The sequence below is a fragment of the Sorangium sp. So ce1335 genome (assembly GCF_051521615.1).
Classification (GTDB): domain Bacteria; phylum Myxococcota_A; class Polyangia; order Polyangiales; family Polyangiaceae; genus Sorangium.
In genome coordinates, this window is sequence record NZ_CP150363.1 from 2,579,599 (window position 1) to 2,602,637 (window position 23,039).

The window sequence follows — 23,039 nt, forward strand, 5'->3', positions numbered from 1 at the left end:
CTTGCGTCGCCCCCCGTCCAGATCGACCATGCGGCCGGAGCAGGGGGCGCGGCGCGGGAGCCGCCGCGCGAGCACGCGACATGGCGCAGATCACCTTCACACAGAACCTGGCAAGGCACGTGGAGTGCCCCGCGCTCGAGGTCGCGGGGGGCACGGTGCGCGAGGCGCTGGAGCGCTATTTCGAGCGCCACCCGCGCGTGCGGGGGTATGTGCTCGACGAGCAGGGCGCGCTCCGCAAGCACGTCGTGATCTTCGTCGATGGCCACCAGCTCAGGGACCGCGCCGGCCTCAGCGAGCCGGTGGGCGAGGGAACGAGCCTTTACGTCATGCAGGCGCTCTCGGGAGGATAGGACAACCCATGAACACATTGCTCGTCGCGACCCGCAAAGGCCTGTTCCGGATCGACCGGGGCAGCGCTGGCTGGGAGATCGCCCAGGTGTCGTTCCTCGGCGATGCGGTGCCGATGGTGCTGCCCGACGCGCGCGACGGCGCGGTCTACGCCGCGCTCGGGCTCGGGCACTTCGGCGCGAAGCTGCGGCGCTCGCGCGACCGCGGCGAGACCTGGGAAGAGCTCGAGACGCCGGCCTACCCGCAGCACCCCGAGGGCACGGCCGACGCGCTGCCGGACGGGCAGCCGTGGCCCTGGCGCCTCCAGCAGATCTGGGCGCTCGAGGCGGCCCACCCGAGCCAGCCCCGCACGCTCTTCTGCGGCACCATCCCGGGAGGGCTGTTCCGCTCCGACGACAGCGGCGCCTCGTGGACGCTCGTGCGCTCGCTCTGGGACCACCCGCAGCGCAAGGAGTGGTTCGGGGGCGGCGCCGATCTGCCGGGGATCCACTCGATATGCGTCGACCCGCGGCGCGCCGGCCGCGTGGCGGTCGCCGTGTCCTCCGGCGGCGTCTGGCTGACCGAGGACGACGGCGCCTCGTGGACCGTGCGCAGCACCGGCATGTACGCCGAGTACATGCCCCCCGAGCGCCGGGAAGACCCCGTGATCCAGGATCCGCACCGGGTCGTCGCCTGTCCCGCGCAGCCGGACCACCTCTGGTGCCAGCACCACAACGGCGTGTTCCGCTCCACGAACGGCGGCGCCCTGTGGCGCGACGTCCCGACCGCCGCCCCCTCGAAGTTCGGCTTCGCCGTCGCCGTCCACCCGCGCGACCCCGACACCGCGTGGCTCGTCCCCGCGCAGAAGGACGAGACGCGCGTCCCCGTCGACGGCAAGGTCGTCGTGTCCCGCACCCGCGACGGCGGCGCGACATGGGAGGTGCTCCGCAACGGGCTCCCGCAGCGTCACGCCTACGACCTGACGCTCCGCCACGCCCTCGACATCGACGACACAGGCGATCGGCTCGCCTTCGGGTCCACGACGGGATCGCTCTGGATCACCGAGGATCAAGGCGACTCGTGGCAGGCGATCTCCGCCCATCTCCCGCCCATCTACTGCGTCCGTTTCATGGCCTGACACGGCGTGACCGCGCGCGGCGCTGGCCTGCGCGCAACGCTGGCGGCGCGTGCACGCCGCCCGGCAGCTGGCTCATCACAGCGTCGTCGTACTTTGCCATGAACCGGTCCGCGGCCAGGACCGTTCTGTTTTCCATGAACCTGCCCGCGGTCAGGACGGCTTCTGTCGCGTAATCACCCGACGCCCGCCCGGCCCGGGGGCCAGGCTGCCGCCCAGACGAGCCTGCCGCCCAGGCTCGCTGCGCGCGTGCCATCACGTGCGAATGCCGGCGTGGGGCGTGAAGCCGGGATGTCAAGGCGCCGAGATGTCGAGCGCTGCAGGTGACGCGATGACGGCGTGATGGAGCGATGTGTCGACGCAATACGGCGAGGCGGCGAGACGGCGAGGCGGCGAGATGTGGACAGGGCGCGATGGCAATGAGCGCTGGTGTCGGAGATCTGCTCACGTTTCTTTTGTAATGGGCATTTACTCTCTTGCCGCGGTGGCCAGCTCAGGCGCATTGTGCGCGGTGGCGAGCCGGCAATGGTCGTCGATCCCGACGACTTGTGCGGTTGCGCCGAGGCGCTTCCTTTTCAGCAATGGACGCGCTGCGCCCGAGGGGGTGCCTCGCGCTCGCGCGGCCTGCAGTGGAGATCGAGAGTCATGACCGACAAGAAGCAAGGTGCAAATACGTCCGGCTCGAAGCGTACCCGTCGCCAGGTGTTGAAGCAGGCAGTGGGCCTCGGCGCGGGGCTGGCCGCCACGCACTTGCTCGGTGGAGAGGCGTCCGCCGCGCCGCGCATCCGCTCAGGGACCTTCAGGACGACGGATGGGGTCGCGCTCAACTACCTGGAGGCGGGGAGGGGCAGGCCGCTGCTGCTCCTGCCGGGCTGGTCTCAGTCGGCGGCGATGTACCGGGCGCAGATCCTCGAGTTCGCGCGGCACTACCACGTCTTCGTGCTCGACTGGCGCGGGCACGGCGACTCGGAGAAGGTCGACCACGGCTACCGCGTCGCGCGCTTCAGCAGGGATCTCTACGAGTTCCTCCGGGGGATGAGGCTCAGGCACGTCACCGCCCTCGGGCACTCGATGGGCTGCGGCGTGCTCTACAGCTACTGGGACAACTACGGGGGACGCTACATCGACCGCCTGGTCCTCGTCGACGTGGGGCCCGCGATGACGGCGTGGCCCGACTGGTCCGACGAGGAGAGGCTCGAGGCGGGGGCGATATTCACCCCGCAATCGCTCCACGACACGGCCGCCGGGCTGCGCGGGCCCGACGGGCTCCTCACGACCCAGGGCCTCGTGGCGAGCCTGTTCAGCCCCGGCTACCCGGCGGACAAGCTCGCCGCCGTCATCGAGCAGAACCTGAAGCTCCCGCGCGAGCACGCCGCCACGCTGCTCGTGAACCAGGCCTCGCAGGACTGGAGGGACGTGATCCCGCGGATCGACGTGCCGACGCTCGTCGTCGGGGGCGAGGCGAGCATCTTCAGCCCCATCTCCCAGGAGTGGGTCGCCGACCAGATCCCCGGCGCGGAGCTCATCGTCTTCAGCGCGGACGAGGGGGGCAGCCACTTCATGTGGCTGGAGAACCCCGAGAAGTTCAACGACGATGTCCTCGGCTTCCTCCGCTGAGGCACGCCATCTCGGCTGAGCCGCGCCGACAGGGGACCGTCCAGGCGCGGGAGCCGAGCGGCGAGCCGCCCCGGCGGCCGCCGGAGCACGGCCGCCCGCTGGGGGCGGGCGCCGCGCGCGGCGTTGGCGGGCGGGAGCACGCTCGGTCGTCTGGCGCCGTGTCTCGGCGCGACCACGTCCGCCAGCAGGCTGATAAGGTGGTGACCTCGTGCCGCGACAGCCGGCACGACGGAGCCCCTTCCCCGGCGCTGCCCGCGCCCGGGCGACCCCGACAGGCGCTGAGCCGAGGAGACCCACGTGAGCGCTCGAATCCCTCTCCCGCCGTTCCCCAGAGGCTGGTTCCAGGTCGCCTCCTCGGAGGAGCTGTCCACGGGCGGCCCGGTCCCGCTCCGCTGCTTCGGGCGGGATCTCGTGCTGTTCCGGACCGAGGACGGCGAGGCCCGCGTCCTCGACGCCCACTGCCCTCACCTGGGCGCCCACCTCGGGATCGGAGGCCGCGTCGAGCGGGGCGGCATCCGGTGCCCGTTCCACGGGTGGGTGATCTCCGGCGAAGGCGCGTGCGTGCATATCCCGTACGCGGACACGATCCCTCCGAAGGCGCGAATCCGCGCCTGGGAGACGCGGGAGCTCGACGGCGTGATCCTCGTCCACCACGCGACCGGCGGAGAGCCCCCCGCGTTCGAGATCCCGCCGCTCGCCGAGGCGCGCTCGGCGGAGTGGTCGCGGGGCATGAGCAAGCGCTGGACGATCCGGACGCACGTCCAGGAGACGCTCGAGAACATCGTGGATCCGGCCCACTTCGTCACCGTGCACAGCATGCCGGAGCCGCCGCGCACGGAGGTCGAGATCGAGGGGCATATCCTCCGATCCCGCTCGGCGGTGAAGCAGAAGGGCCCGGGGGGGCGGGTGGTGGACGGCACGATCACCTGGGAAGGCCACGGCATGGGGTACGGGACGATCCGCTTCACCGGCATCGTCGAGCTCCTCTTCGTGAACACGGTCACCCCGGTGGACGACGAGCTCGTCGACGTGCGCGTCGCCTTCTGGCTGCGCAACGACGGCGCCGAGCGCCTGGCCCAGGCCCTGGCCGCGGAGGTCTGCCGGCAGATCGAGGAGGATATCCCGATCTGGGAGCACAAGATCTACCGCCCTCAGCCCGTGCTGTGCGCCGGCGAGAAGAGCATCATGACGTTCCGCAAGTGGAGCAGCCAGTTCCTCTGAGCCGCGCCGCGCGAGACAGGTGGACGGATCGCATCGTCGGTGTTGGCGTAGGGTTCCGCCCCGAGCTCGCCGCCGATCTGCTGTCCGCGCCAGGCACCGTCGACTTCGTCGAGGTCGTCGCCGAGGCGTGCTTCGCGAGCCCGGCCGCGCGGCGCGAGGCCGCGGCGATCGCGCGCATCTGGCCGGTGGTGCCCCACGGGGTGAAGCTCTCGCTCGGCAGCGCCTCGGGCATCGACCCCGATCGCGCCCGCCGCCTCGGCGCGCTCTGCCGCGAGCTCGCCGCCCCCGTCGTGAGCGAGCACGTCGCCTTCGTGCGCGGCGGCGACCGCGAGATCGGCCACCTCACCGCCCTGCCGTACACCGTCGACGCGGCCCGCGTCGTCGCGCGGAACGTCGCCGCCGCCCGGCGGGCGCTCCCGGACATCCCCCTGCTGCTGGAGAACGCCGCGCGCACGCTGTGCTTCCCCGACGACGACCTCGACGAGGGGGGCTTCTACGCCGAGGTCGCCGCCCGCACCGGCTGCGACCTGCTCCTCGACGTCGGCAACGTCTACGCGAACGCCGTCAACGCCGGCGCCGATCCCGCCGCGATCGTCCGATCGTACCCGCTCGATCGCGTCGCGATGATCCACATCGCCGGCGGCGCCCGCGAGCACGGCTTCTACTTCGACACGCACGCCCACCCCGTCCCCGAGCCGGTCTTCGCCCTGCTCGCCGCCGTCCTCGAGCGCACAGGGCCCGTCCCGATCCTCCTCGAGCGCGACGGCGATTTCCCGCCCTTCGCCGCGCTCGCGGCCGAGATCGCGACAGCCCGCGACCTCGCCCGGTCCGCGCCGCCGCGCCCCGCGCCGCCCGCCGGGGGTGTTGTGTCGCTTCAAATTTCCAGCGCTGCTGCGGAGCTGCCGGTCGACGCCCCGGCGCTCGCTGCGGTCCAGGCGCGCGTCGCCGAGCTGCTCACGGCGCCGAACGAACCACCGTCGCCGGACGGCGCGCGGCCGTTCGACGCCGCGGAGATCGCCCGGTCGCGCGCGATCCTCCAGCGCAAGCGCGTGGACGACGCGCTCCCGCTGCTCCCGCGGCTCTCGGCGCACCGGGAGGCGGCCGCGCGCATCGCGGCCCTGTGCGTCGAGGCGTCGCCGCGGGCGCCGCGCCTCGCCGCGGTGGCCGACGCGCTCCGCATCGCCCAGGCGGCGGAGGCCGACGCGCGGCTCGCGCCCGAGGCGGCCGTGGATCGCCTGCTCCTCCGCGCCCGCTTCGTCGGGCCCGCGGGCGACGGGAGCGTGCGGCCCAGGCTCTCGCCGTTCATTCGCCGAGAGAGGCTCCCCGGAGGTCGGGTAGTCTGGGCGATCAAGGGGATTGGCTCGAGCGCCGAGGTCCGGCTCGTCGAGCCGCGAGGGTGACGCATGAACGAAGGAACGATCGCCAGGGGGAGCGCCGTCTCCAGGCTGCCGGCGCCCGTGCAGGCGCGGCTCGTCGAGCTCAAGGAGAGCCTCGAGCGGGCGCTCGGCGACGAGCTCGTGTGCCTGCTCGTCTACGGGAGCGCGGCGCGCGGCGGCTACCGCGAGGGGCAGAGCGACGTCGATCTGATGGTGGTGCTCCGGGAGGCCACCCGCGAGCGCCTCGACGCGATCGCCAACGCGCTCCGGCTCGCGCGCTACGCGGCCCGGATCGAGGCGATGATCCTCACGGCCGCCGAGATCCCGCAGGCCGCGGACGTGTTCCCGCTGCTCTACGACGACATCCGCCGGTGCCACGCGCTCCTCGCCGGGCGCGACCCGTTCTCGGCGCTCGTGATCGACGGCAGGAACCGCCGCCTGCGCGTCGAGCAGGAGCTCCGCGAGGCGCAGATCCGGCTCCGGCGCGCGGTGGTCGACGGGATGGGCTCGGACGAGGCGCTGCGGGGCGCGGTCCTCCGCAAGGTGAAGCAGATCCGCGGCCCGCTGCACGCGCTCCTCGGGCTGCGCGGCATCAACGGAGACGACGGGGACGACGATCTCGCGGCCGTGCTCGCGGGGGCGGGCGAGCACCTCGGCGTCGACGTGGCCCCGCTGCAGCGGGTCCACGAGGCGCCTGTCGCGGCCTACGAGGCGCTCGTCGCGCTGCTCGCCCGCGCCGTCGAGGACGTCGATCGGCTGGAGCGCGAGGAGGCGGCGCGGTGATCCACGAGATCTTCGACTTCTTCCCGTTCAACATGCAGTCGGGGCCGGCGTTCCTGCTCTTCTACGCCGCGATCTCGTCCTTCGGCCTCGCCGTCGCCGTGCTGCTGCGCATCGCGATCGGCGCCTCGCTCGACCGAGCGGCGCAGCCCGGCGGCGCGCCGGCCGCCGCCGCCGTGGCGGCGGGCACGCCCTACCGGTTCCACGCGCAGCCGCCGCAGCGGCAGCGGCTCTCGGCGGGGTGGATCCCGCAGCCGGACGAGTACTGGGCGATCGCGTACCTCCGGGACGAGAAGAAGGGCGTCGCCGCGACGCTGATCGCCGTCGCGATGGCCGCGGGGTGGCTCGTGCCCGCGGGCGGCGCGACGGGCGCGCCGGACGCGTTCCAGATCGCGGGCGGCGCGCCGCCGCGCGACCGGGTGCTCGCGGCGTTCCACAGCGCGCTCTCCTCGAGGGGCGGCGCGGGCGCGACGCTCTCGGTGGAGCAGGTGCGCGCCTCCGCCGACCAGATCGCGCAGCGGTTCGAGCAGGAGCTCCGCGGCGAGCTCGCGGCCGCCGGGATGCTCCGCCCGCCGGGGACCCTGAGGACGCTCTCGGCCGTCGTCTGGGCTGTCGGCGCCGGGCTCTTCGGGATCGGGTTGATCCGCGTCCTGCGCGCGGAGGAGCTCAACCGGCCCCACACGTTCCTCGTGATCGAGATGATCGCGCTCGTGTTCGCCACGTGGATCGTGTCGATGACCGCGAGCAAGTACAGCAGCCAGAGGGCGGCCTACCTCGCGTGGATCGAGGACTCGACCGTCTCGCTGCGCTCCGACGTCGCCAGCGGCCGCCGCCGGGAGGCGGTGGACATCGGGCTGACGGTGGCCGCGAGCGGGACGGCGATGCTCGCGATGTCGCCGCACTTCGGGCCGATGGTGTACGCGATCACCCCGCCCGTCGTCGTCTCGACGGGCGGCGGCTCGTCGGGCGGGTCGAGCTGCAGCGCGTCGAGCTGCGGCGGTGGCGGCGGCTGCGGCGGCGGCGGCGGCTGCGGCGGTGGTGGTGGCTGCGGCGGGTGACGCCTGCTTCGAGGTGCTCGACGCCCTCGGCCTCTGCCGGCTCACGCGGCGCACCGGCGATCTCGACGGCGCGGTGCCCGTGCGGGTGGCCAGGGCGTGCGTGCCGCTCCTCGAGGGCAACGCGTTCGGGCTCCAGATCACGCTGACGCGGCCGATCGAGGTGCAGCGGCGGCTCGGGTCGCTCCGCGCCGAGCCGGCGGGGGAGCACGGCGAGGCGCTGCTGCGCGCGCACCGGGCCGCGCTGCCCCGGCTCGTCTCGCAGGGGTTCCTGGCGCCGGAGGGGGCGTGGCACCGGGCGCTGCGCGGCGGGCTCGCGTGGACGTGCCGGACGGGGCTCGGCCCGCCGCGCCTGCGGCTGTGGACCGGGCTCCTCGTGCGGCCGGATCCGGGCGTCTGGTTGCGGGTCGCGGGCGCGGCCAACCGCCGGAACGTGCTGATCGAGGTGAGCGAGGCGCACGTCGCCGACGACGGCGCCTTCGTGCCGCTGGTCGTCGAGCTGCGCGTCCGCGACGAGGCGCCGCGGGTGCTGCGGCTCGAGGGCGAGATCGGCTGCGTCGCGCCGGTGCGCCCCGACGTGCGGATCGAGGCGTGCGCGCTCGCGGACGCGCCCGAGGTGGGGCGCGCGCACGCGGCGTTCTACGACGCGCGGTACTTCGCGGTGAAGAAGGGCGAGGTGACGCGCAAGTACCGGCGCCTCGTGGGGGGCAAGGCGAGGGCGGGGGAGGGGAGCGTGGCGGCGGGCAACGCGGGGCCGGCGCGCGCGCGGCTCGTCGTGGCCGGGCCGGGGGCGCCCGAGATCGCCGAGGTCACCGAGGTCACGACCGCGGCGGGGCCGGATCCGGTCCCCTGGCGCGGGGGAACCCGGCGGCTCGCGTCGCTCGTGGTGAGGAACGCCGTGCCGTTCCGCGCGACGTTCGACGGGCACACGCTCGCCGTCGCGCCGGAGGCGCCGCGCCTCGCCGAGGGGGCGGCCGCCGTGGAGCGCACCTTCGCCCGCGTGTTCGGCGAGGACTTCCTCGCCGCGAACCGCGGGGCGCTCTGGTACCTGACCAAGTACTTCACGCCGCACCCGCCCGGCGAGCCGCACTTCTTCGTGAAGCCGTGGGCCTTCACGACGACCCCGCCGGGCTGGTCGAGCCTGCTCGACGGCATCCACGGCGAGGGCTACGACGTGATGCGCGGGGTGGTGGCGACAGACGTCTTCTTCGCGACCCCGGCGGTGTTCCATGTGCGCCGGATCGGCGCGGAGATCGAGGTGCCCGAGGGCGCGCCGCTGCTCCGGATCGTGCCCATCCCGCGCGACCTGCTCCGCGCCGGCTTCCGGGAGGCGCGGTTCCTCGATGGGTGAGCGGGGCTGGGAAGAGAGGAAGAGTGGAAGAAGAGAATTTGAACCACAGAGACACAGAGGGCACAGAGGGAAGAGAGAATCGAGGGGATGAGAGGATTTGCGCCCCGAGTCGGTCGGGTGACGATGAGACGTGATCGTCTCGAGAGCTCGGGCAGAGCACGTCGATGAGCGACCGATGGATCTGGCCGGGGGCCGAGCAGGGGCCGGTGAGGCTCCGCGATGAGCTCGCGGCGCGCGGCTTCGCGGTCGTCCGCGGGGACGCCACGCTGGCGCCCGAGGAGGCGGCGCGGGCGCCGTGGAGCTTCGCCGAGCGGCTCCTCGGGGGGAGGCCGCGCCTGGTCGAGCGGCAGCCGATCAAGGCGGTGCCGGGGGGCAGGTCGTTCGCCGCGAGCTCGGTGGCGGCGCCGCTCCACACGGACAGCCAGCGCTTCGCGGGCGCGTCGCCGGCCGTGCAGATCATGGCCTGCGTCCGGCCGGCGGAGCGCGGCGGAGAGTGCCTGCTGCTCGACGGCTGGGCGCTGCTCGCGACGATCGAGCGCGCCGATCCGGAGCTCTTCCGCGCGCTCTTCACGGTGTACCGGCGCATCCCGTTCGTCTTCGGCGACGTCTTCGGGCCCACCGTGTCGCTCCGCGACGGCGCGCTCGCGCTGACGCACGCGCCGGTCGTGCCGCCGGGGGACGCGATCGCCGCGCGCCTCGCGCGCTTCGTCGAGGCGTCGCGGCGCGAGGTGATCGAGCTCTCGCTCGGCCCAGCGGACATCCTCGTCGTCGACAACCGGCGCATGCTCCACGGCCGGCGGGCGTTCGAGGGCGGGGCGCGCGAGTTCGTGAGGCTGCTCGTCTGGACGGAGGCGGGGCTCCCGTCGCCGCCCGCGTACCGCGCGCTGGCCGCAAAGGTCGCCGAGGCAGCCTCGCGCCGCCTCGCCGCCGCGCCGGAGGCCACGCGGCGGCGGCTCGGCCTCGGCGCGCCGGCGCCGCCCGAGGCGCGCCGTCGCCTCGGGCTGATCCTGGAGATGCTGCGCGGCGTCCCGCCGGGGGTGCTCGCCGCGCGCGAGCGCATCCCCGAGCCGGAGCTCTACCGCCTGCGCGACGCGGCGCTCGCCGCCGCCGAGGCGGCGCTCGCGGGCGAGGCGGAGGGCGCGGACGACGGCGCGCTGGCCGAGGCGATCGCGCGGATCAGCGCGCTGGATGCGAGCTGCGCGCCGCGCAGATGAAGGAGACAGGCGCGGGGTCCAGGCAGGGATTCATGACCACCGCTGTCCGTCAGCGTGCGCGTCGCGCTCCCGTCACTGCGCGACGCAGTTCTCCTTCATCACTTCCCAGACTGCATCCCCGGTGGCGATGCTGCCAGCAGAGGTGGGGTGGATTCCGTCTTGCGTATATTCGTTGTGTCCGTTCCAGACCGGACGAAGGTCCAGCCAGTAACACTTCGGCGACGTGAGCCCGTCGCACAGCTCCTTCATCTTCGGTCGGAGCGTGTCGAGGCAGGATTTGAGCGACGAGAACTGGTTCCCGATGGGATCTGGATAGAAGAAGTAGACCACCTTTTCGACGTTGTCCTCGGCCATGGTCTCGAACAAGGACTCCGCCGCGGCGAGGGCTCCGTCGCCGTCCCCTCTCAACAAGCAGTCGTTTCCGCCGCCATCCATCAGCACGTACTTGATCATGCCGTTCTCCGCGGCTTTGCGGTACTGGCTGGGAATTTGATCGCCGGCCAGCGTCGTGCCGCTGACCGAGTTGTCGATATAGCGCTCGTTCTGGGCGAGGGAGCCGTTTTCCTTGGCCAGCTTCTCGATCTGCTGCGTGATGCCGTGGGTCGCGGCGATGAACGATTCGCCGATGACCGCGACCTGATTCCCCCTGGTCTGGCCCGTGACGCACTCGCCCGGGCTCCCGCCCGTGCTGGCCGACTCTCCGCCGCTGGCCGAGCTGCTGGACTGCGCGGTGCTCGCGCCGACGCTCGCCGAGGTGCTCTCGGCTGCTGATCCTCCGGTACCGCCAGGGCCCATGCCGCCGGTACCGCCGGGGCCCGTGCCGACCGTGGTCCCGGCACCCGCGCCGCTGGTGGTCCCGTCGGGGGGGCCTCCGCTGGTCGAGGACGTACCATCGTCATTCGCCTCACCACAGGCCCAAATGCCGATGCTCAGGAGACCGAGGACGATCAAATTCGTAGAGACGCAGCGACGTATTGACCGCATTTTATTTGCTCCAGTATCCGCTTTGTGCCGAGGTTTCAGGGGGAGAATCGCCCAATTCACGCGAATCGCCCAATGCGAGCGACTGCCACGGCTTCGTACCCGAGCCAGCTGGACCGAGGTATAGGCATACTCGCCTATACATCGACGCGAGACGTCACGCCCATGTTGGCGGACTGAACAATTCGGGCGAGGGTCGAATCCGGTTATCACTGCACGCGCTGCGGGACGTGCGCGATCGCATGGCCGTCAGCCGCTGAGCGCGGTGCGCTCGAGGGACGGACCTCGTCGAGGGCCCTCCCCGGATGATCCGGAGCCGCGACAAGGGTAGCCTTCCCGCGCCATGGAAGACGCGATCCCCCTGCCGTCCCGCGATGTGTTCCGGCCCCACGCGCTCGACGGGGCGCTCCTCTGGTTCCACCCGCGAACGGGGACGAACGTTCGCTGGGACGGGGCCGCGACGCGCCGGTTGACGAGGCGGGCCCCGCGCGTCGCGCTGTTCGGCATCACCAACCGGTGCAACCTCGCGTGCTCGTTCTGCTCGCGGGACCGGGGCGCGGAGAGCGCGTGGACGGTGGACGCGGCCTTCGACGTGCTCTCGGGCCTCGCGCGTCGCGGCCTCCTGGAGGTGGCCTTCGGCGGCGGAGAGCCGCTGGCGTTCGCCGGCTTCGACGAGCTCTTGACGCGCCTCGCCGAACAGACCGCGCTCGCCCTCCACGTCACGACGAACGGCACGTTGCTCACGGAGCGGAGGCTCCGCGCGATCGCGCCGCACGTCGGGGAGATCCGGGTCTCCGTGTATCAAGACACGCCCTGGGAGGACCGGCTGGAGCTGCTCGCGGCCGCGGGCGTGACGTTCGGCGTGAACGTGCTCGCGACGCCCGCGCGGCTCCCGTCGCTGCCAGCGCTCCTCGCGCGGCTCGCCCGGCTCGGCTGCCGCGACGTGGCGCTGCTGCGGTACGTCGGGCTCGACCCGGAGAACCACCTCGACCGGGACGGGGAGCGCCGCCTCGCCGAGATCATCGCCGACAGCCCTGTTCGAGCGCGGCTATCGGTCTGCTTCGGCGACAGGCTAGAGCCCGTGCCGCGCCTCTTCGAGGGGGTGGACGGCGACTGCGGGGCCGGCCTGGACTTCGTGACGATCACCTCGGATCGCACGCTCAAGGCCTGTTCGTTCCAGAAGCGGGGGATACCCGTCCGGTCGGCGGACGACGTGCTCGCCGCCTGGTCCGCCGAGCGAGAGCGGCTCCTCGGGCCCGCGCCGCTCCCGGGCTGCGCCAGGCCCGCGCGGCGCAAGGCACAGCTCTCCGACGGCATCCGTATCTGGCAGGGGTTCTCCGGCAACAACAGCGGAGACTGCGTGCTCGTCGGGCGCTTCGAGGAGCTCGACGACGCCCGTCGCTATATCGAGGATCTCTTGCCGGGATGGACTCCCGGCGAGCCGTACGGGGAAGAGTGGCGAGCGCTCCTGGAGCGCGAGGGGATCCGCCTGGACGACGGAGAGGTGGCGCCGGGATCCATCGCGCGCGTTGGGCCGAGCGTGATGCTGCACACCGACATGGCCGTGGACGACGACTTCCCTTCGCTGCGAGCGCTCCTGTGGAAGCGGGGCGGACGAGCCGTCTATTCGGGCGTCCACGAGCACGATCCGGTGGAGCTCGTGGCGGGCCTGCGGTTCGAGGACGCGGCGTCGCTGGAGGCGGCGGAGGTCGCGCTGGCGGTGGACGACATCGCCGTCCTCGAGAGGCGCGGCCTCGACCTGTACGGCCCCGTCCCGGTCCGCCACGCATCGCTCTCCTCCGGAGCACCGGACATGGGAGCGCTCCACGGCACCATCGCGCAGCTCGAGGCGATCGCAGAGCGGCACGGCGCCACCCTGGCCGCCGAGCTGGCCCCGCTTCCCCGTGACGCCCGCTGGCCTGAATTGCTCGCTGCCCGCCCCCCGCGCGCCGACCGCGCGCGACTCTGGGCCTCGTTGCCGGACGCCGAAAAGGCCGCCTCCATGGCCGATTCGCTCGACGGCAGGGCGGTGATCGCGGACCGCTATCTCGTCGCGACGTCGTCGCGGATCCCGCCGCGCTACGGCTTCGTGATCCAGCGCGCCGGCGGGAACGCGGAGTGGATGGACGGCGGACCGGTCCGGCTCTCCGCCACGTTCTGGCGGCGCTCCGAGCAGAATACGGCGTGCATGGCGCCCGCGGAGCTCAAGGTGGCGTTGCGGCCTTGTCTGACCGCGGAGGACGAGCTCGCGACCGACCAGGGATGGATTCACCCCCGCGCCACGGTGATCACCGGCGAGCCGGGTCGCGCGCTCCCCGCGCTCGTCGCCTTTGCGCGCAGCCACGGGCTGACGATGTCGCTCGACGCCGCGCCGCGTGATCGCATCGTCGCCGTGATCGCGCGCCTGAAGGACGACCTTGCGCGGGCGCAGAAGGCTGCGCGGAAGAAGTAGCGCCCCGCCGCCGGGCGCAGCCCGGCGCGCGACGTCACGCCGCCGCCGGGCGCAGCCCGACGCGCGGCGCGCGACGTCACGCCGCGCCGGGCGAGCTCGCGCTCTCGGTCGGCGACGCGCTGGCGAGCGGGGCGCGCTTCTCGCCCGCGAACGCCTTCTCCACGAGGTAGTCGCCCGGCTCGCCGCTGTTGCCCTCCTCGAAGCCGCGCGACTCCAGGAGCGCGGCGGTGTCGGCGAGCATCTCCGAGCTGCCGCAGAGCATCAGCCGGTCGTGCGCGGGGTCGAGCGTGGGCAGCGCCAGATCGGCGAAGATGCGGCCGGACTCGATGAGCGCGGTGATCCGGCCCTCGGTCTTGAACGCCTCGCGGGTGACGGACGGGTAATAACGGAGCCTGGGCCCCACGATCTCGCCGAGCAGCTCGTCCGCCGGGAGATCGTGCTCGATGTAGCGCGCATACGCGAGGTCCTTCACGCGGCGGCACGTGTGCGTGACGACCACGCGCTCGAAGCGCTCGTACGTCTCCGGGTCCTTGATGACGCTGAGGAACGGCGCCAGGCCGGTCCCGGTCGCCAGCAGCCACAAGGTCCGCCCCGGCCGCAGGTTGCCGATCGTGAGCGTGCCCGTCGCGCGCTTGCCGACGAGGATCTTCTCACCGACGGCGATGTGCTGCAGGCGCGAGGTGAGCGGGCCGTTCGGCACCTTGATCGAGAAGAACTCGAGCGTCTCCTCGTGGTTCGCGCTCGCGAGGGAGTACGCGCGGACGAGCGGCTTGCCCGCGACCTCGAGCCCCATCATGCAGAACTGCCCGTTCGCGAAGCGGAAGCTCGGCGAGCGGGTGGTCTTGAGCGTGAAGAGCTTGTCCGTCCAGTGGTGGACCTCGAGCACCGTCTCTTCTGTGTAGCCGGGTACCATGTCGTTCATCCTTGTCGGTGCGAAAACATCGCGGCGTGACGGCTCGAAAGCGCGCGCTCCCAGGTCACGACAGCGGGGCGGCGCCGCGGCGCGCGCGCGCCGTCGCGTACCGCGTGCAGCGCGTCGAGCGCACCGCCACGTCGTCCGCGAGCGCGGCGCGCTCGACGCGCGACGTGGCCCACCGCGAGGTCGTCTTCCATATGTTCGCTGCTTCACATAGCATTGATGCAAATGATAATCAAGATCGACATCGACTCGGGCGACCTGTTTGCGTTCCGCACGGCGGGCCGCGGTCGGCGCGAGAGGGTGACTGGTCAGTAGGGGCGGGCTGAAGCGGATCCAGAGGCGCCGTGAGGCAGGGCGCCAGCACGGATACGCCGCGCGATGCCCGCGTGTCCCTCGTTGTATTGCAAATGAAAGTTGTTATCATCATGGGCGCGAACGGATCGATGAGCGCTCGGTGGTCACCGGCACGGTGCCGGCGCGGACTGGCTGTGCGAGCCGATCATCCCGTCGCAGGAGGTCACGACGGTGTCCGAGACCCTCTCCCCAGCCGTATCGCCCGCGCCCTTGGTCATCTATCAGCTCGCGATCGGCCACTATCGGTCGAGCGCGCTCGCCCTGGTCGCGAAGCTCGGTGTCGCGGACCTGATCGCCGCAGGTCGACGGAACGTGGACGATCTGGCGCGCGCCACGTCGACGCAGCCGCACGCGTTGCGGCGCGTGCTGCGTCTGCTCGTGAGCGCCGACGTGTTTCGCGAGGACGACGCGGGAGCCTTCGAGCTCACCGCCGTGGGTCAGCTCCTCCGATCCGATGTGCCGGGGTCCATGAGGGCGCTGGTCGCGACGTTCGCGGGCCCTCCCATCCAGGAGAGCTGGCGGGAGCTCGAGTACTGCGTCCGCACGGGCCAGCCTGCATTCAAGAAGGACGACCCGAACGCCGATTGGACCACGCGCTTCGCGGCGGATCCCGAGACGGCGGAGAACTTCGACAAGGCCATGGCGGCCGGGACCGCGCTCGTCGCGCCGGCGGTGGCGAGCGCCTACGACTTCTCGATCTTCACCACGATCGTCGACGTCGGCGGAGGCAACGGCGCGCTCCTGGCGGCCATCTTGAGCGCGCATCCGAAGCCGCGCGGCACGTTGTTCGATCGCCCCGACGTCATCGAGCGAGCCCGCGGCGCGCTCGCTTCGAGCCCGCTATCGTCCCGGATCGACCTCGCGCCGGGGAGCTTCTTCGACGCCGTCCCGGCGGGCCTGGACGCATACCTCCTCAAGCACGTGATCCACGACTGGAGCGACGCCGACGCCTGCGCGATCTTGAAGGTGTGTCGCCGCGCCATGCCGACGCACGGGAAGCTGTTGCTCGTGGAGGGGCTCTACCCGCGGCGCGTCGAGCCGTCGTTCGAAGCGCAGGGCGCCACGGCCAACGACGTCAACATGCTTGTCTGTACCGGAGGCCGCCAGCGCTCCGAGGCCGAGTTCCGGGAGCTCCTGGCGGCCGCATCCTTCCGGCTCACGCGAATCATCCCGGCCACGATGGGGGCCTGCGTCATCGAGGGCGCGCCCTGCTGAGCCTGCGCTGTCGTCCTGCCACGGACCGGGGCGCGCTTGCCGAGGAGCGGCCCCGTGGGGGATGCGCCCGCTCTTCCGCTTGGGTGCCCCGCGCCCGCCGGGATACGCTCTCGAGGCATGGCGTCACGTCCTCTCCTCGGAGCGGCCTCGCTGTGCGGGCTCGCCCTCGTCTGCGCTGCGTGCAAGCCGGCGGCGGAGCCGCTGCCGGCCCATGTGCGCGTCTCCATCGGCGGCGCCGTCATCAGCCCGGCCAGGGCGGACGGGCGCCAGTGGGACGGCTTGGGCACGGTCGCGCCGGGGGCGCTCACCGCCATCGGCGGCCTCCTCCGCACGGAGCACCCGGCCGCGGCGGCGGCCAGCGTGGCCGGGTTCGCCGCGCAGGCGGCGGGGGCGGGGACCGAGCCGCCCGAGCCCTTCGGGTCCGCGGAGCTGTTCGTCGGCGCGCGGTCGCTCGGCAGGCGCGCGCTCGATCGCCAGGGGCAACGCGACACCTGCACGCCGGGATGGAACGGCCCGCCGACGTGGCGCCGCGTGCCGCTCACGCCCGACATCCACCTCACCGGTGAGCTCCTCGACAGGGACCTCGTGAGCGACGACTTCATCGGCAGGTTCGCGATCCACCACGATCACCTCGTCGAGGCGCTCCGGGCGCGCGCCGTCTACCCGGTCGCTGTCCGCGACCAGGCCGCCGGACAGGTGCTCTTCGTCTGGATCGAGGTCTGGCCGGACTCGCCGGATCCAGCTCGACCGGAGTGACGGTGTAGGTGACGGTGTAGGTGACGGCGCGACCGCCCGCCGGCGGCCCGGAGCGCGCTGGCGATGCAAACCTGCTCGGCCCGCTCTGCGCGGCGCCCCTCCTGAGGTATGCTGTCTCCAGCCGCCCGTGGGACTCCGGGGCGATTTCCGAGCCCAGTCTGGTAACTGTTGTAGGTTGATCGCCCCTCCATTCCCCGGGCGGCTTTTCGTATGTCCTCCTCGCGTCGCGCGCCCTCCGCCTGCTTTCACACCGAGCGCGTCGAGCGCGAGGACCTCGTCATGTTCATCAACGCCTGCTTCGCGTGCACCGGGCAGGCCGAGTTCTATGGATCCTCCGGCGGACAGGTCGTCTCCGTCGAGTTCCTCCACGAGTACATCCTCGGCAACTACCGCCGGCTCTACGCGCGCACGCTCGCCGCCGGCATCAACCACTTCAACCAGGCGCTCATCGCGGTGAACCTCCTCGCGACCGGCGCCGAGACGCCCGCCGGAGACCGGCGCGAGGAGGGGTTGCTCATCGCGGCGGCGCTGCGGGAGCTCCCGCCGCAGCGCGCGCTCCGGGCGCTCCGCACGCTCCGGGAGCGGCGCGTGAACAACCGCCGCGCGCGCGCCGTCGTCCGCGACTACCTCGCCGGCCGGCCGGAGCCGGCGTTCGACGCCGTGAAGTACCGCGCCCACGTCCGCGCGCTCGCCGCGCACGCCCACCTCCGGCTCCCCGGCGAGATCGGGCCGTTCCTGTTCGAGCCCGGCCGACGCGCGCCGTTCGATACGCCGCTCCTCGAGCGCGCGCGGCAGGCGCGCTTCGCAAAGGAGGCGATCTTCGACCTGCCGCTGACGGTCGCCGAGGGGCTCGCCGCCGCCCGCGGCGTCTCGCGCGACGAGCTCCTGCGCCGCGCCGCCCCGCGCATGACCGAGGGCGAGCGCCTGCGGCTCCAGCGCGCGGCGGGGCGCGAGGAGGTGGACCTCGCCGTCGACCTCGGCCGGGCCCCGCTCACCCGCGTCGCCCTCTATGCCCTCTCGCTGCCCGAGAAGGCGCGGCGCGAGCGCCGCGACGAGCTCCACGCGGCGCTCGAGCGCGCCGCCGCGCGGGCGCTCCGCAAGAGCCCCGCCGCGCTCGGGCGCGTCGCCGCCGTGCTCGACCGGAGCTACTCGGCCTCCGGGTCGAGCGAGAAGCGCCGCCGCCCGCTCGCCGTCGCGCTCGGGGTGAGCTACCTGCTCCGCGCCGCCGCCCGCGAGTACCGCGCGTTCTGGACCGCGCCGACGCCCGACGAGATCCTCGTCGACGCGCGCGGCCAGACCGATCTCGCCACGCCGCTGCTCGACGCGCTCGCCTTCCGCCCCGACGTCGTCGTCGTCCTCTCGGACGGCTTCGAGAACGACCCGCCGGGCGCCGCCGCCGAGGTGGCCCGCTGCTTCCGCGCGCGGCTCGATCCGGGGCAGCGCACGTCCATCGTGCACATCAACCCCGTGTTCGACAGCGAGCGCTACGCGCCCCGCGGGCTCGGCCCGTCGATCCCGACCGTCGGCCTGCGCGACGCGGAGGATCTGCCCACGGTCCTCGGCTTCGCCCGCTTCGCCGAGGGCACGGCGCCGCTCGCGGAGCTCGAGCGTTACCTCGCGCGGCGCGCGGCCGCCCTGCTGTCGCGGCACGGGCGGCCCTCCGGCGCCGCCGAGCCGGTCGATGCGCCTGCCGGCTCGAGCGAGGAGGCCGTGGAGGCGCTCGCCGCTTCGGGTGCCGCGGAGCCGGCAGAGGCGCCCGTCGCGGCGCCGGGGGCGTCCTGATGGCCAAGGCGCCCGCCTTGCTCCGCTCTCTCTCGCTCCGGGGTCTCACGGCCACGCACGCCCAGGTCTTCGCGGGCGTGCGCCTCGTCCCGCTCCTCCGGGCCGCGCCGCGGGGCGACCTGCGCATCGCCCGCCGCGGGTACGACGACCCCATGGCGCTCGTCGATGTGGGCGAAGGCTCGCTTTACTTCTCGAACTACGTTCCGCACGCGCTCGTGGTCGGGTGGACCGACGACGGCTCGCCCGTCGCGTCCTACGGCGCGGCGCTCGCGGGGCCGGCCGAGCGCAACCCGCTCGCCAGGCTGGGCTTCGGCGTCAACCTGCTCCACCGCATGGCCCGGCGCGAGGCGCGCGGCGAGGACCCGGCCGAGCGGAACCGCCTGCGCCTCCTGCCGCAGCACCTCGCCATGGAGGGCTTCCTCGCCCTGCACTTCAACGCGCCCGAGATCGCCTGGTCCGAGTACTCGCGGCGCGCGATCTCGCGCGGCCTCGATCCGCGCACCGAGGTGTCGCTGTCCGGCCGGGCGATACCGAGCCTGGAGGACGCGCTGCGCGTCTTCGAGATCCACGAGGGTCAGAGCGGCGTCCTGCTCTTCGTCGGCGAGCTGCTCGCGTCGGTGTTCGTCGTGTCGCACCCCGACGACTACCGCGCGCTGCACCGCACGTTGATCGAGGACTTCTTCGAGCAGACGTTGCTCCACGCGGCCCGCTACAACGGCGACAGCCAGGCGCTCGTTCACACGCTCGACGCGGCGCAGGTCGGCTCGCTCGACGACCTGCGGGCCGCGCTCGACCGGGCGCGGGCCGAGGCCGGCGCGCTGCACGTGGACACGGCCGCGGGGCTCATCGGCCGGCCGATCGCGGCGGAGCGCGTGTACAGGGCGGGGCCGTTCTCGCTGCAGCGGTTCATGACGGAGCTCGATCCGGCGCTGGACAACCACATCGGCGAGGCGATCGTGCGCGACGACGGGACGCTGGAGTACGCGAAGACCTACCGGCTCTCCGCGGGGCAGGTGCGGCGCGCACGGCTGCTCCAGCAGCTCGCCGCGCACGGGTGGAACCTGGACGCCACCGCGGCGGCGCTCCGGATCTCGCGCGACCAGCTCCTCCGGCGGATCGACGGGGAGGGGTTCGGGTACCTGATCGCGGAGCACGTGCTCAAGGCGGCGCTGAAGCGGACGCGCGAGCGCGCCCGCTGAGGTGCTCCCGCTGCGACGCGCGGCGCGTCGGCGGGCGGAGCGCAATGCTCGGGCGGCACGGCCAGCACTGCAGGAGGCGCCTGCAGCGGAGGCCGTATCACATCGGCTCTTGAAGGTCCTTGTAGCTCGGCAAGGCGCCGAAGTTGAACCCGATACCGAAGTTGTACACGAGCCCCGTCCCCTCGAGGCGCTTCATCATCGTGATCTCCGGGTGAATCGCGAAGCTGTCGGAGGTCCGGAACTGGAAGCCGAGGCTGCCGCGGAAGAGGAGGCCGTCCGAGACCGACACAACCTCGTCGCTGCCCACGACATTGCCCGAGGCGAGCCCGTACGTGACGCCGGGGGTCACCACGATCGAGAACCAGTCGACGGGGTTCACGCCGAGCATCAGCGGCGCGTGCAGGTAGAGGACGTGCGCCGAGGAGTTGCTGGCCGTCAGGAAGAAGTATTGCAGCCCGGGGTCGACGGCGAGATCGAAGACGCCGCGGACAGGGTTCACCTTGAGGTCGACACCGAACGAGGTGAGGTTGTGGAGGTGTGCGCCGATGTCGAGCATGTCCGTCAAGCCGGCCCGGAGCTGGTAGGAGGGCAGGTTCGGCGCGAACACGCTGACCTTCCTCGGCCTCGTCGTCGTCTCGCCGGTGCTCGGATCCTCGACGAGGTCCTGGACCTCCCCGATGTACCCGTAGCTCTCGAGCGACACCGAGTGCGCGATCTTGCCGGGCGCGACGGTCCGAGGCGTCCCGTAGGAGTTCGGGTTGGGGCACCCGCAGAGGAGGGAACCGACGAGCAAGACGGCCAGAAACGCGAGGAGACGAGGAGATGGCTTTTGCATGGCCGATCATCCTATCCATCCTGAAATCCAGATGTCTAGACGCCGCTCGGTGAAGCACCTTTACAGCATCAGGCCTACACGCAGTCCAGTCGACGCTGGATCGATGCTTTCGAGGGAAGGTTCCCCGGTGTCCCGGGAGCTCCGCCGGCGACAGGCGCGCAGCACATCGGCGACCAGCCGACCAGTGGGCGGACGCCCGCGTCGCGAACCGGATGGCCAGAACACGAGGTCTGCGCGGGGGCGCCGCGTTGACAGCGCAGTTGATGCGCCTGTAAGGTGAATCGAATGTTGACGCCTGGGCGCGCGATGCGCGGGGAATCGGCGCTGTCACGATCCCCGGGCGCGTCGCAGGCGCGGTGACGCAGGCGGCTGGACCGGCAGCGCCGATGGCTCCTCATCGGCTCCACGCTTCCGGCCGCGGCCACTGGAGCTGGAGGTGTGCCATGAAAAAGACGCTGGGAAGACTGGGTGTCGTTGGTCTCATGACGTTCGCGTGCTTCATCGACGCCGATCGAGGCGGCGCGGGGATCGCTCACGCGGAGGAGGCGTCGGAGCTCGCGCGCAGGGGCGGAGACTTCCACGGAAGGTACGGCTGGGACGCCGCCGGCTCGCTCGTGGGGCTCGGCAACTTCGTGGCGAACGGGGTGATCGTGTTCCACCGTGATGGGACGCTGACCGCCACGGAGTCGGGGAGCCTCGAGGGCGAGTATTTCACGGACACCTTCACGGGCACATGGTCGCTCGGAGAGGACGGCGCGGGCACGTTCACCACGGTCGACTCCCTCGGGGGCGTCAGCGTCTTCGACTGGGTGCTCACGGCCAAGGGGGAACGGGGCACGGCGATCAGCCGCGACCCGGGGGACGTCACGCTGCTCAGGATGGAACGGCAGTAGTCGCGTGCCGATGCGCGGCGCCCGCGCGTGCGGCGGGCGTCAGCCAGCCTCGCCGGACGGCGCAGGCTGGTTCCTCTGGTTCGCCTGGTTCCCCTGATCCCGCTGGTTCCGCTCCAGCGCCTCGATCCGCCCAAGGAACGCGCGCCCCCGGACCGGATCGGTCATGTACACGAAGGCCGCGAGCCCCTTGAGCTGCGCCAGGGTCTCTCCCTTGCCGGGCCGCCCGAGCTCGCGGTTGCGGATCGCCGCGCGCAGCGCGCGCACCCGCTCGCGCGGGACGCGCGCCGCCGGGGCGGCATCGCCAGCGCCGTTGACGATGAGGCCCGTCACCTTCTGCCGGCTGCCCTTGCGCATCACGACGGTCTTGCTCGGGTGGAGCCGGAAGCCCTCGGAGCTCAGGATCTCCCGGATCCCCCGGAGCAGCGCGCCCACCGGCGCGCGCGGCCGCGCGGCGCCGTCGAGCGCCAGCGCGTCGCGCGCCTCGGGCGCGCGATAGGAGAGCGTGAGATCGTCCGCATACCGCGTGTAGCGAAACCCCAGCTTGCGCGCGAGGCCGGACACGCGCCGGTCGAGGCGCAGGCAGATCGCGTTCGTGATCGCCGGCGAGGTCGGCGCGCCCTGCGGGAGCACGCGCGGTCCGGTGGCCACGTGGAGCGTCTGCCCGCGGAACTGCACGAGCTCGCGCGGCGCCTCCGTCGCGAGGAGCGCGACGAGCGTCGCCGGCCCCTCGGCCACGCCCGCCTTGCGGAGCAGCCCGCGCACGCGGCGCCACGTGATCGTCGGGAAGAAGTCCTTGATATCCACCTTGACGATCGTGTCCGCGCCCGCGTGCGCGGCGGCGTTCGTGACGATGGACCGGCTCGCGAGGAAGCCGTGCGCCGCGGCGTGGACAGGGAGCTTCTCGAAGAGGTTGCGGAGCGCCCAGCGCTGCGCGCGCTTCAGCTCCCGCTTGGGGGACGAGATGGCGCGGGCGCTGCCGTCGCGCTTCGGGATGAGCCACCGCCGGTAATGCGTGCCCGTGTCGACCTCGCGGTGGTAGGCGAGCCAGCGGAGCCGCGGTATCGACAGCCCGAGCGCGCCCGCGAGCTCGGCCGCGCCGGGGAGCTCGGGGAGCCCGTGCGACCGCGCGCGCTCGGCCGCGCCGGGGACATCGAGCCTGTCCGGCCCCGGGCGATCGCGCCAGTGCACGCCCGCGCCGAGGTGGTTGATGTGCGTCGCGAGGTAGGCCTCCCAGGCGAGGCGGCGCAGCGCGCGGCGCTCCTTCGCCTCGGCCTTCTTTCGCTCCTTCCACTGGGCGCGCTCCCGGTCCGACATCGCCCTGGGGTCGCCCGTCGCGAGGGCGCCGCGGGCCGTGAGCTCCGCGGTCACCCACGCGTCGATCCCGCCCGCCTCCGCGACCGCCTTCCAGCGAGCGACGCGCGCCTCGTGGGCGAGCCGGCGCTCCTCGGCGCTGGCGCCGCCGCGGGGCGCCGCGCCGCCGCCGGCGGGCGATGTCGCGAGGGGGAGGACGACGGGGGCTCGGGCCTGGACTGTCGCGTCGATCTTCGCGGTCATGTCTCGATGGCAGCGTGGCTGTG

20 protein-coding genes are annotated in these 23,039 nt (G+C 72.7%); 15 read left to right on the top strand and 5 right to left on the bottom strand.

Features of this window, described 5'->3' with window-relative positions; genetic code table 11:
* The first annotated feature begins 80 nt into the window (after nt 1-80).
* The 9 genes from WMF24_RS09625 to WMF24_RS09665 all read left to right on the top strand — a co-directional run bounded on the left by WMF24_RS09625 (nt 81) and on the right by WMF24_RS09665 (nt 10,076).
* Nucleotides 81-350 (top strand): MoaD/ThiS family protein, encoded by a 270-nt coding sequence (locus tag WMF24_RS09625; protein WP_437736080.1) that lies wholly within the window; start codon nt 81-83, stop codon nt 348-350.
* Nucleotides 351-358: 8 nt separating this feature from the next.
* Nucleotides 359-1,465 carry a WD40/YVTN/BNR-like repeat-containing protein gene (locus WMF24_RS09630; RefSeq protein WP_437736081.1) on the top strand — a complete coding sequence of 369 codons (1,107 nt, stop codon included), beginning with the start codon at nt 359-361 and terminating at the stop codon, nt 1,463-1,465.
* Nucleotides 1,466-2,164: 699 nt separating this feature from the next.
* The gene (locus WMF24_RS09635; RefSeq protein ID WP_437736082.1) at nt 2,165-3,079 is read left to right on the top strand and encodes an alpha/beta fold hydrolase; all 915 of its coding nucleotides are present in this window, start codon (nt 2,165-2,167) and stop codon (nt 3,077-3,079) included.
* Between the two features lie 297 nt (nt 3,080-3,376).
* Nucleotides 3,377-4,300, top strand: a complete 924-nt coding sequence (locus tag WMF24_RS09640; protein WP_437736083.1) for a Rieske 2Fe-2S domain-containing protein — start codon at nt 3,377-3,379, stop codon at nt 4,298-4,300.
* The gene (locus WMF24_RS09645; RefSeq protein WP_437736084.1) at nt 4,279-5,700 is read left to right on the top strand and encodes a multinuclear nonheme iron-dependent oxidase; all 1,422 of its coding nucleotides are present in this window, start codon (nt 4,279-4,281) and stop codon (nt 5,698-5,700) included. The genes WMF24_RS09640 and WMF24_RS09645 overlap by 22 nt, the downstream gene beginning before the upstream one ends.
* A gap of 3 nt (nt 5,701-5,703) precedes the next feature.
* The gene (locus WMF24_RS09650; RefSeq protein ID WP_437736085.1) at nt 5,704-6,459 is read left to right on the top strand and encodes a nucleotidyltransferase domain-containing protein; all 756 of its coding nucleotides are present in this window, start codon (nt 5,704-5,706) and stop codon (nt 6,457-6,459) included.
* A complete protein-coding gene (locus WMF24_RS09655; RefSeq protein ID WP_437736086.1) occupies nt 6,456-7,514 on the top strand; it encodes a hypothetical protein in 1,059 nt (352 codons plus the stop codon). Before WMF24_RS09650 ends, WMF24_RS09655 begins: the two co-directional genes overlap by 4 nt.
* Nucleotides 7,456-8,862 (top strand): hypothetical protein, encoded by a 1,407-nt coding sequence (locus tag WMF24_RS09660; RefSeq protein WP_437736087.1) that lies wholly within the window; start codon nt 7,456-7,458, stop codon nt 8,860-8,862. The genes WMF24_RS09655 and WMF24_RS09660 overlap by 59 nt, the downstream gene beginning before the upstream one ends.
* A 164-nt stretch (nt 8,863-9,026) precedes the next feature.
* Nucleotides 9,027-10,076, top strand: a complete 1,050-nt coding sequence (locus WMF24_RS09665) for a TauD/TfdA family dioxygenase (RefSeq protein WP_437736088.1) — start codon at nt 9,027-9,029, stop codon at nt 10,074-10,076.
* A gap of 72 nt (nt 10,077-10,148) precedes the next feature.
* Here the strand turns inward: WMF24_RS09665 and WMF24_RS09670 are convergent, their stop codons facing one another.
* Nucleotides 10,149-11,027, bottom strand: a complete 879-nt coding sequence (locus tag WMF24_RS09670) for an SGNH/GDSL hydrolase family protein (RefSeq protein WP_437736089.1) — start codon at nt 11,025-11,027, stop codon at nt 10,149-10,151.
* A gap of 373 nt (nt 11,028-11,400) precedes the next feature.
* On the opposite strand from WMF24_RS09670, the gene WMF24_RS09675 reads away from it, so the two are divergent.
* A complete protein-coding gene (locus WMF24_RS09675) occupies nt 11,401-13,509 on the top strand; it encodes a radical SAM protein (protein ID WP_437736090.1) in 2,109 nt (702 codons plus the stop codon).
* Between the two features lie 76 nt (nt 13,510-13,585).
* Here the strand turns inward: WMF24_RS09675 and WMF24_RS09680 are convergent, their stop codons facing one another.
* Together WMF24_RS09680 and WMF24_RS09685 are read right to left on the bottom strand one after the other, a co-directional pair.
* The gene (locus WMF24_RS09680) at nt 13,586-14,422 is read right to left on the bottom strand and encodes a ferredoxin--NADP reductase (RefSeq protein WP_437736091.1); all 837 of its coding nucleotides are present in this window, start codon (nt 14,420-14,422) and stop codon (nt 13,586-13,588) included.
* A gap of 64 nt (nt 14,423-14,486) precedes the next feature.
* Nucleotides 14,487-14,645: a hypothetical protein gene (locus WMF24_RS09685; RefSeq protein ID WP_437736092.1), complete on the bottom strand. Its 159-nt coding sequence runs from the start codon at nt 14,643-14,645 to the stop codon at nt 14,487-14,489.
* A gap of 347 nt (nt 14,646-14,992) precedes the next feature.
* Between WMF24_RS09685 and WMF24_RS09690 the strand changes: the two genes are divergently transcribed.
* From WMF24_RS09690 to WMF24_RS09705, 4 genes are all read left to right on the top strand, one after another.
* Nucleotides 14,993-15,997 carry a methyltransferase gene (locus WMF24_RS09690; protein WP_437736093.1) on the top strand — a complete coding sequence of 335 codons (1,005 nt, stop codon included), beginning with the start codon at nt 14,993-14,995 and terminating at the stop codon, nt 15,995-15,997.
* Between the two features lie 117 nt (nt 15,998-16,114).
* Nucleotides 16,115-16,753: a hypothetical protein gene (locus WMF24_RS09695; RefSeq protein ID WP_437736094.1), complete on the top strand. Its 639-nt coding sequence runs from the start codon at nt 16,115-16,117 to the stop codon at nt 16,751-16,753.
* A 210-nt stretch (nt 16,754-16,963) separates the two neighbouring features.
* On the top strand, nt 16,964-18,535 hold the full coding sequence (locus tag WMF24_RS09700) for a hypothetical protein (RefSeq protein WP_437736095.1): 1,572 nt from the start codon (nt 16,964-16,966) through the stop codon (nt 18,533-18,535).
* Entirely contained in the window at nt 18,535-19,734 is a 1,200-nt protein-coding gene (locus WMF24_RS09705) for an ARPP-2 domain-containing protein (protein WP_437736096.1), read from the top strand. Before WMF24_RS09700 ends, WMF24_RS09705 begins: the two co-directional genes overlap by 1 nt.
* Nucleotides 19,735-19,831: 97 nt before the next feature.
* On the opposite strand, the gene WMF24_RS09710 is transcribed toward WMF24_RS09705, so the two are convergent.
* Complete coding sequence (locus tag WMF24_RS09710; protein WP_437736097.1) at nt 19,832-20,569, bottom strand: hypothetical protein; 738 nt, start codon at nt 20,567-20,569, stop codon at nt 19,832-19,834.
* A 443-nt stretch (nt 20,570-21,012) separates the two neighbouring features.
* On the opposite strand from WMF24_RS09710, the gene WMF24_RS09715 reads away from it, so the two are divergent.
* Nucleotides 21,013-21,462 carry a hypothetical protein gene (locus tag WMF24_RS09715; RefSeq protein ID WP_437736098.1) on the top strand — a complete coding sequence of 150 codons (450 nt, stop codon included), beginning with the start codon at nt 21,013-21,015 and terminating at the stop codon, nt 21,460-21,462.
* Between the two features lie 39 nt (nt 21,463-21,501).
* Here WMF24_RS09715 and WMF24_RS09720 read toward each other — a convergent pair whose 3' ends face one another.
* A complete protein-coding gene (locus WMF24_RS09720; protein WP_437736099.1) occupies nt 21,502-23,016 on the bottom strand; it encodes a reverse transcriptase family protein in 1,515 nt (504 codons plus the stop codon).
* Nucleotides 23,017-23,039 lie beyond the last annotated feature (23 nt).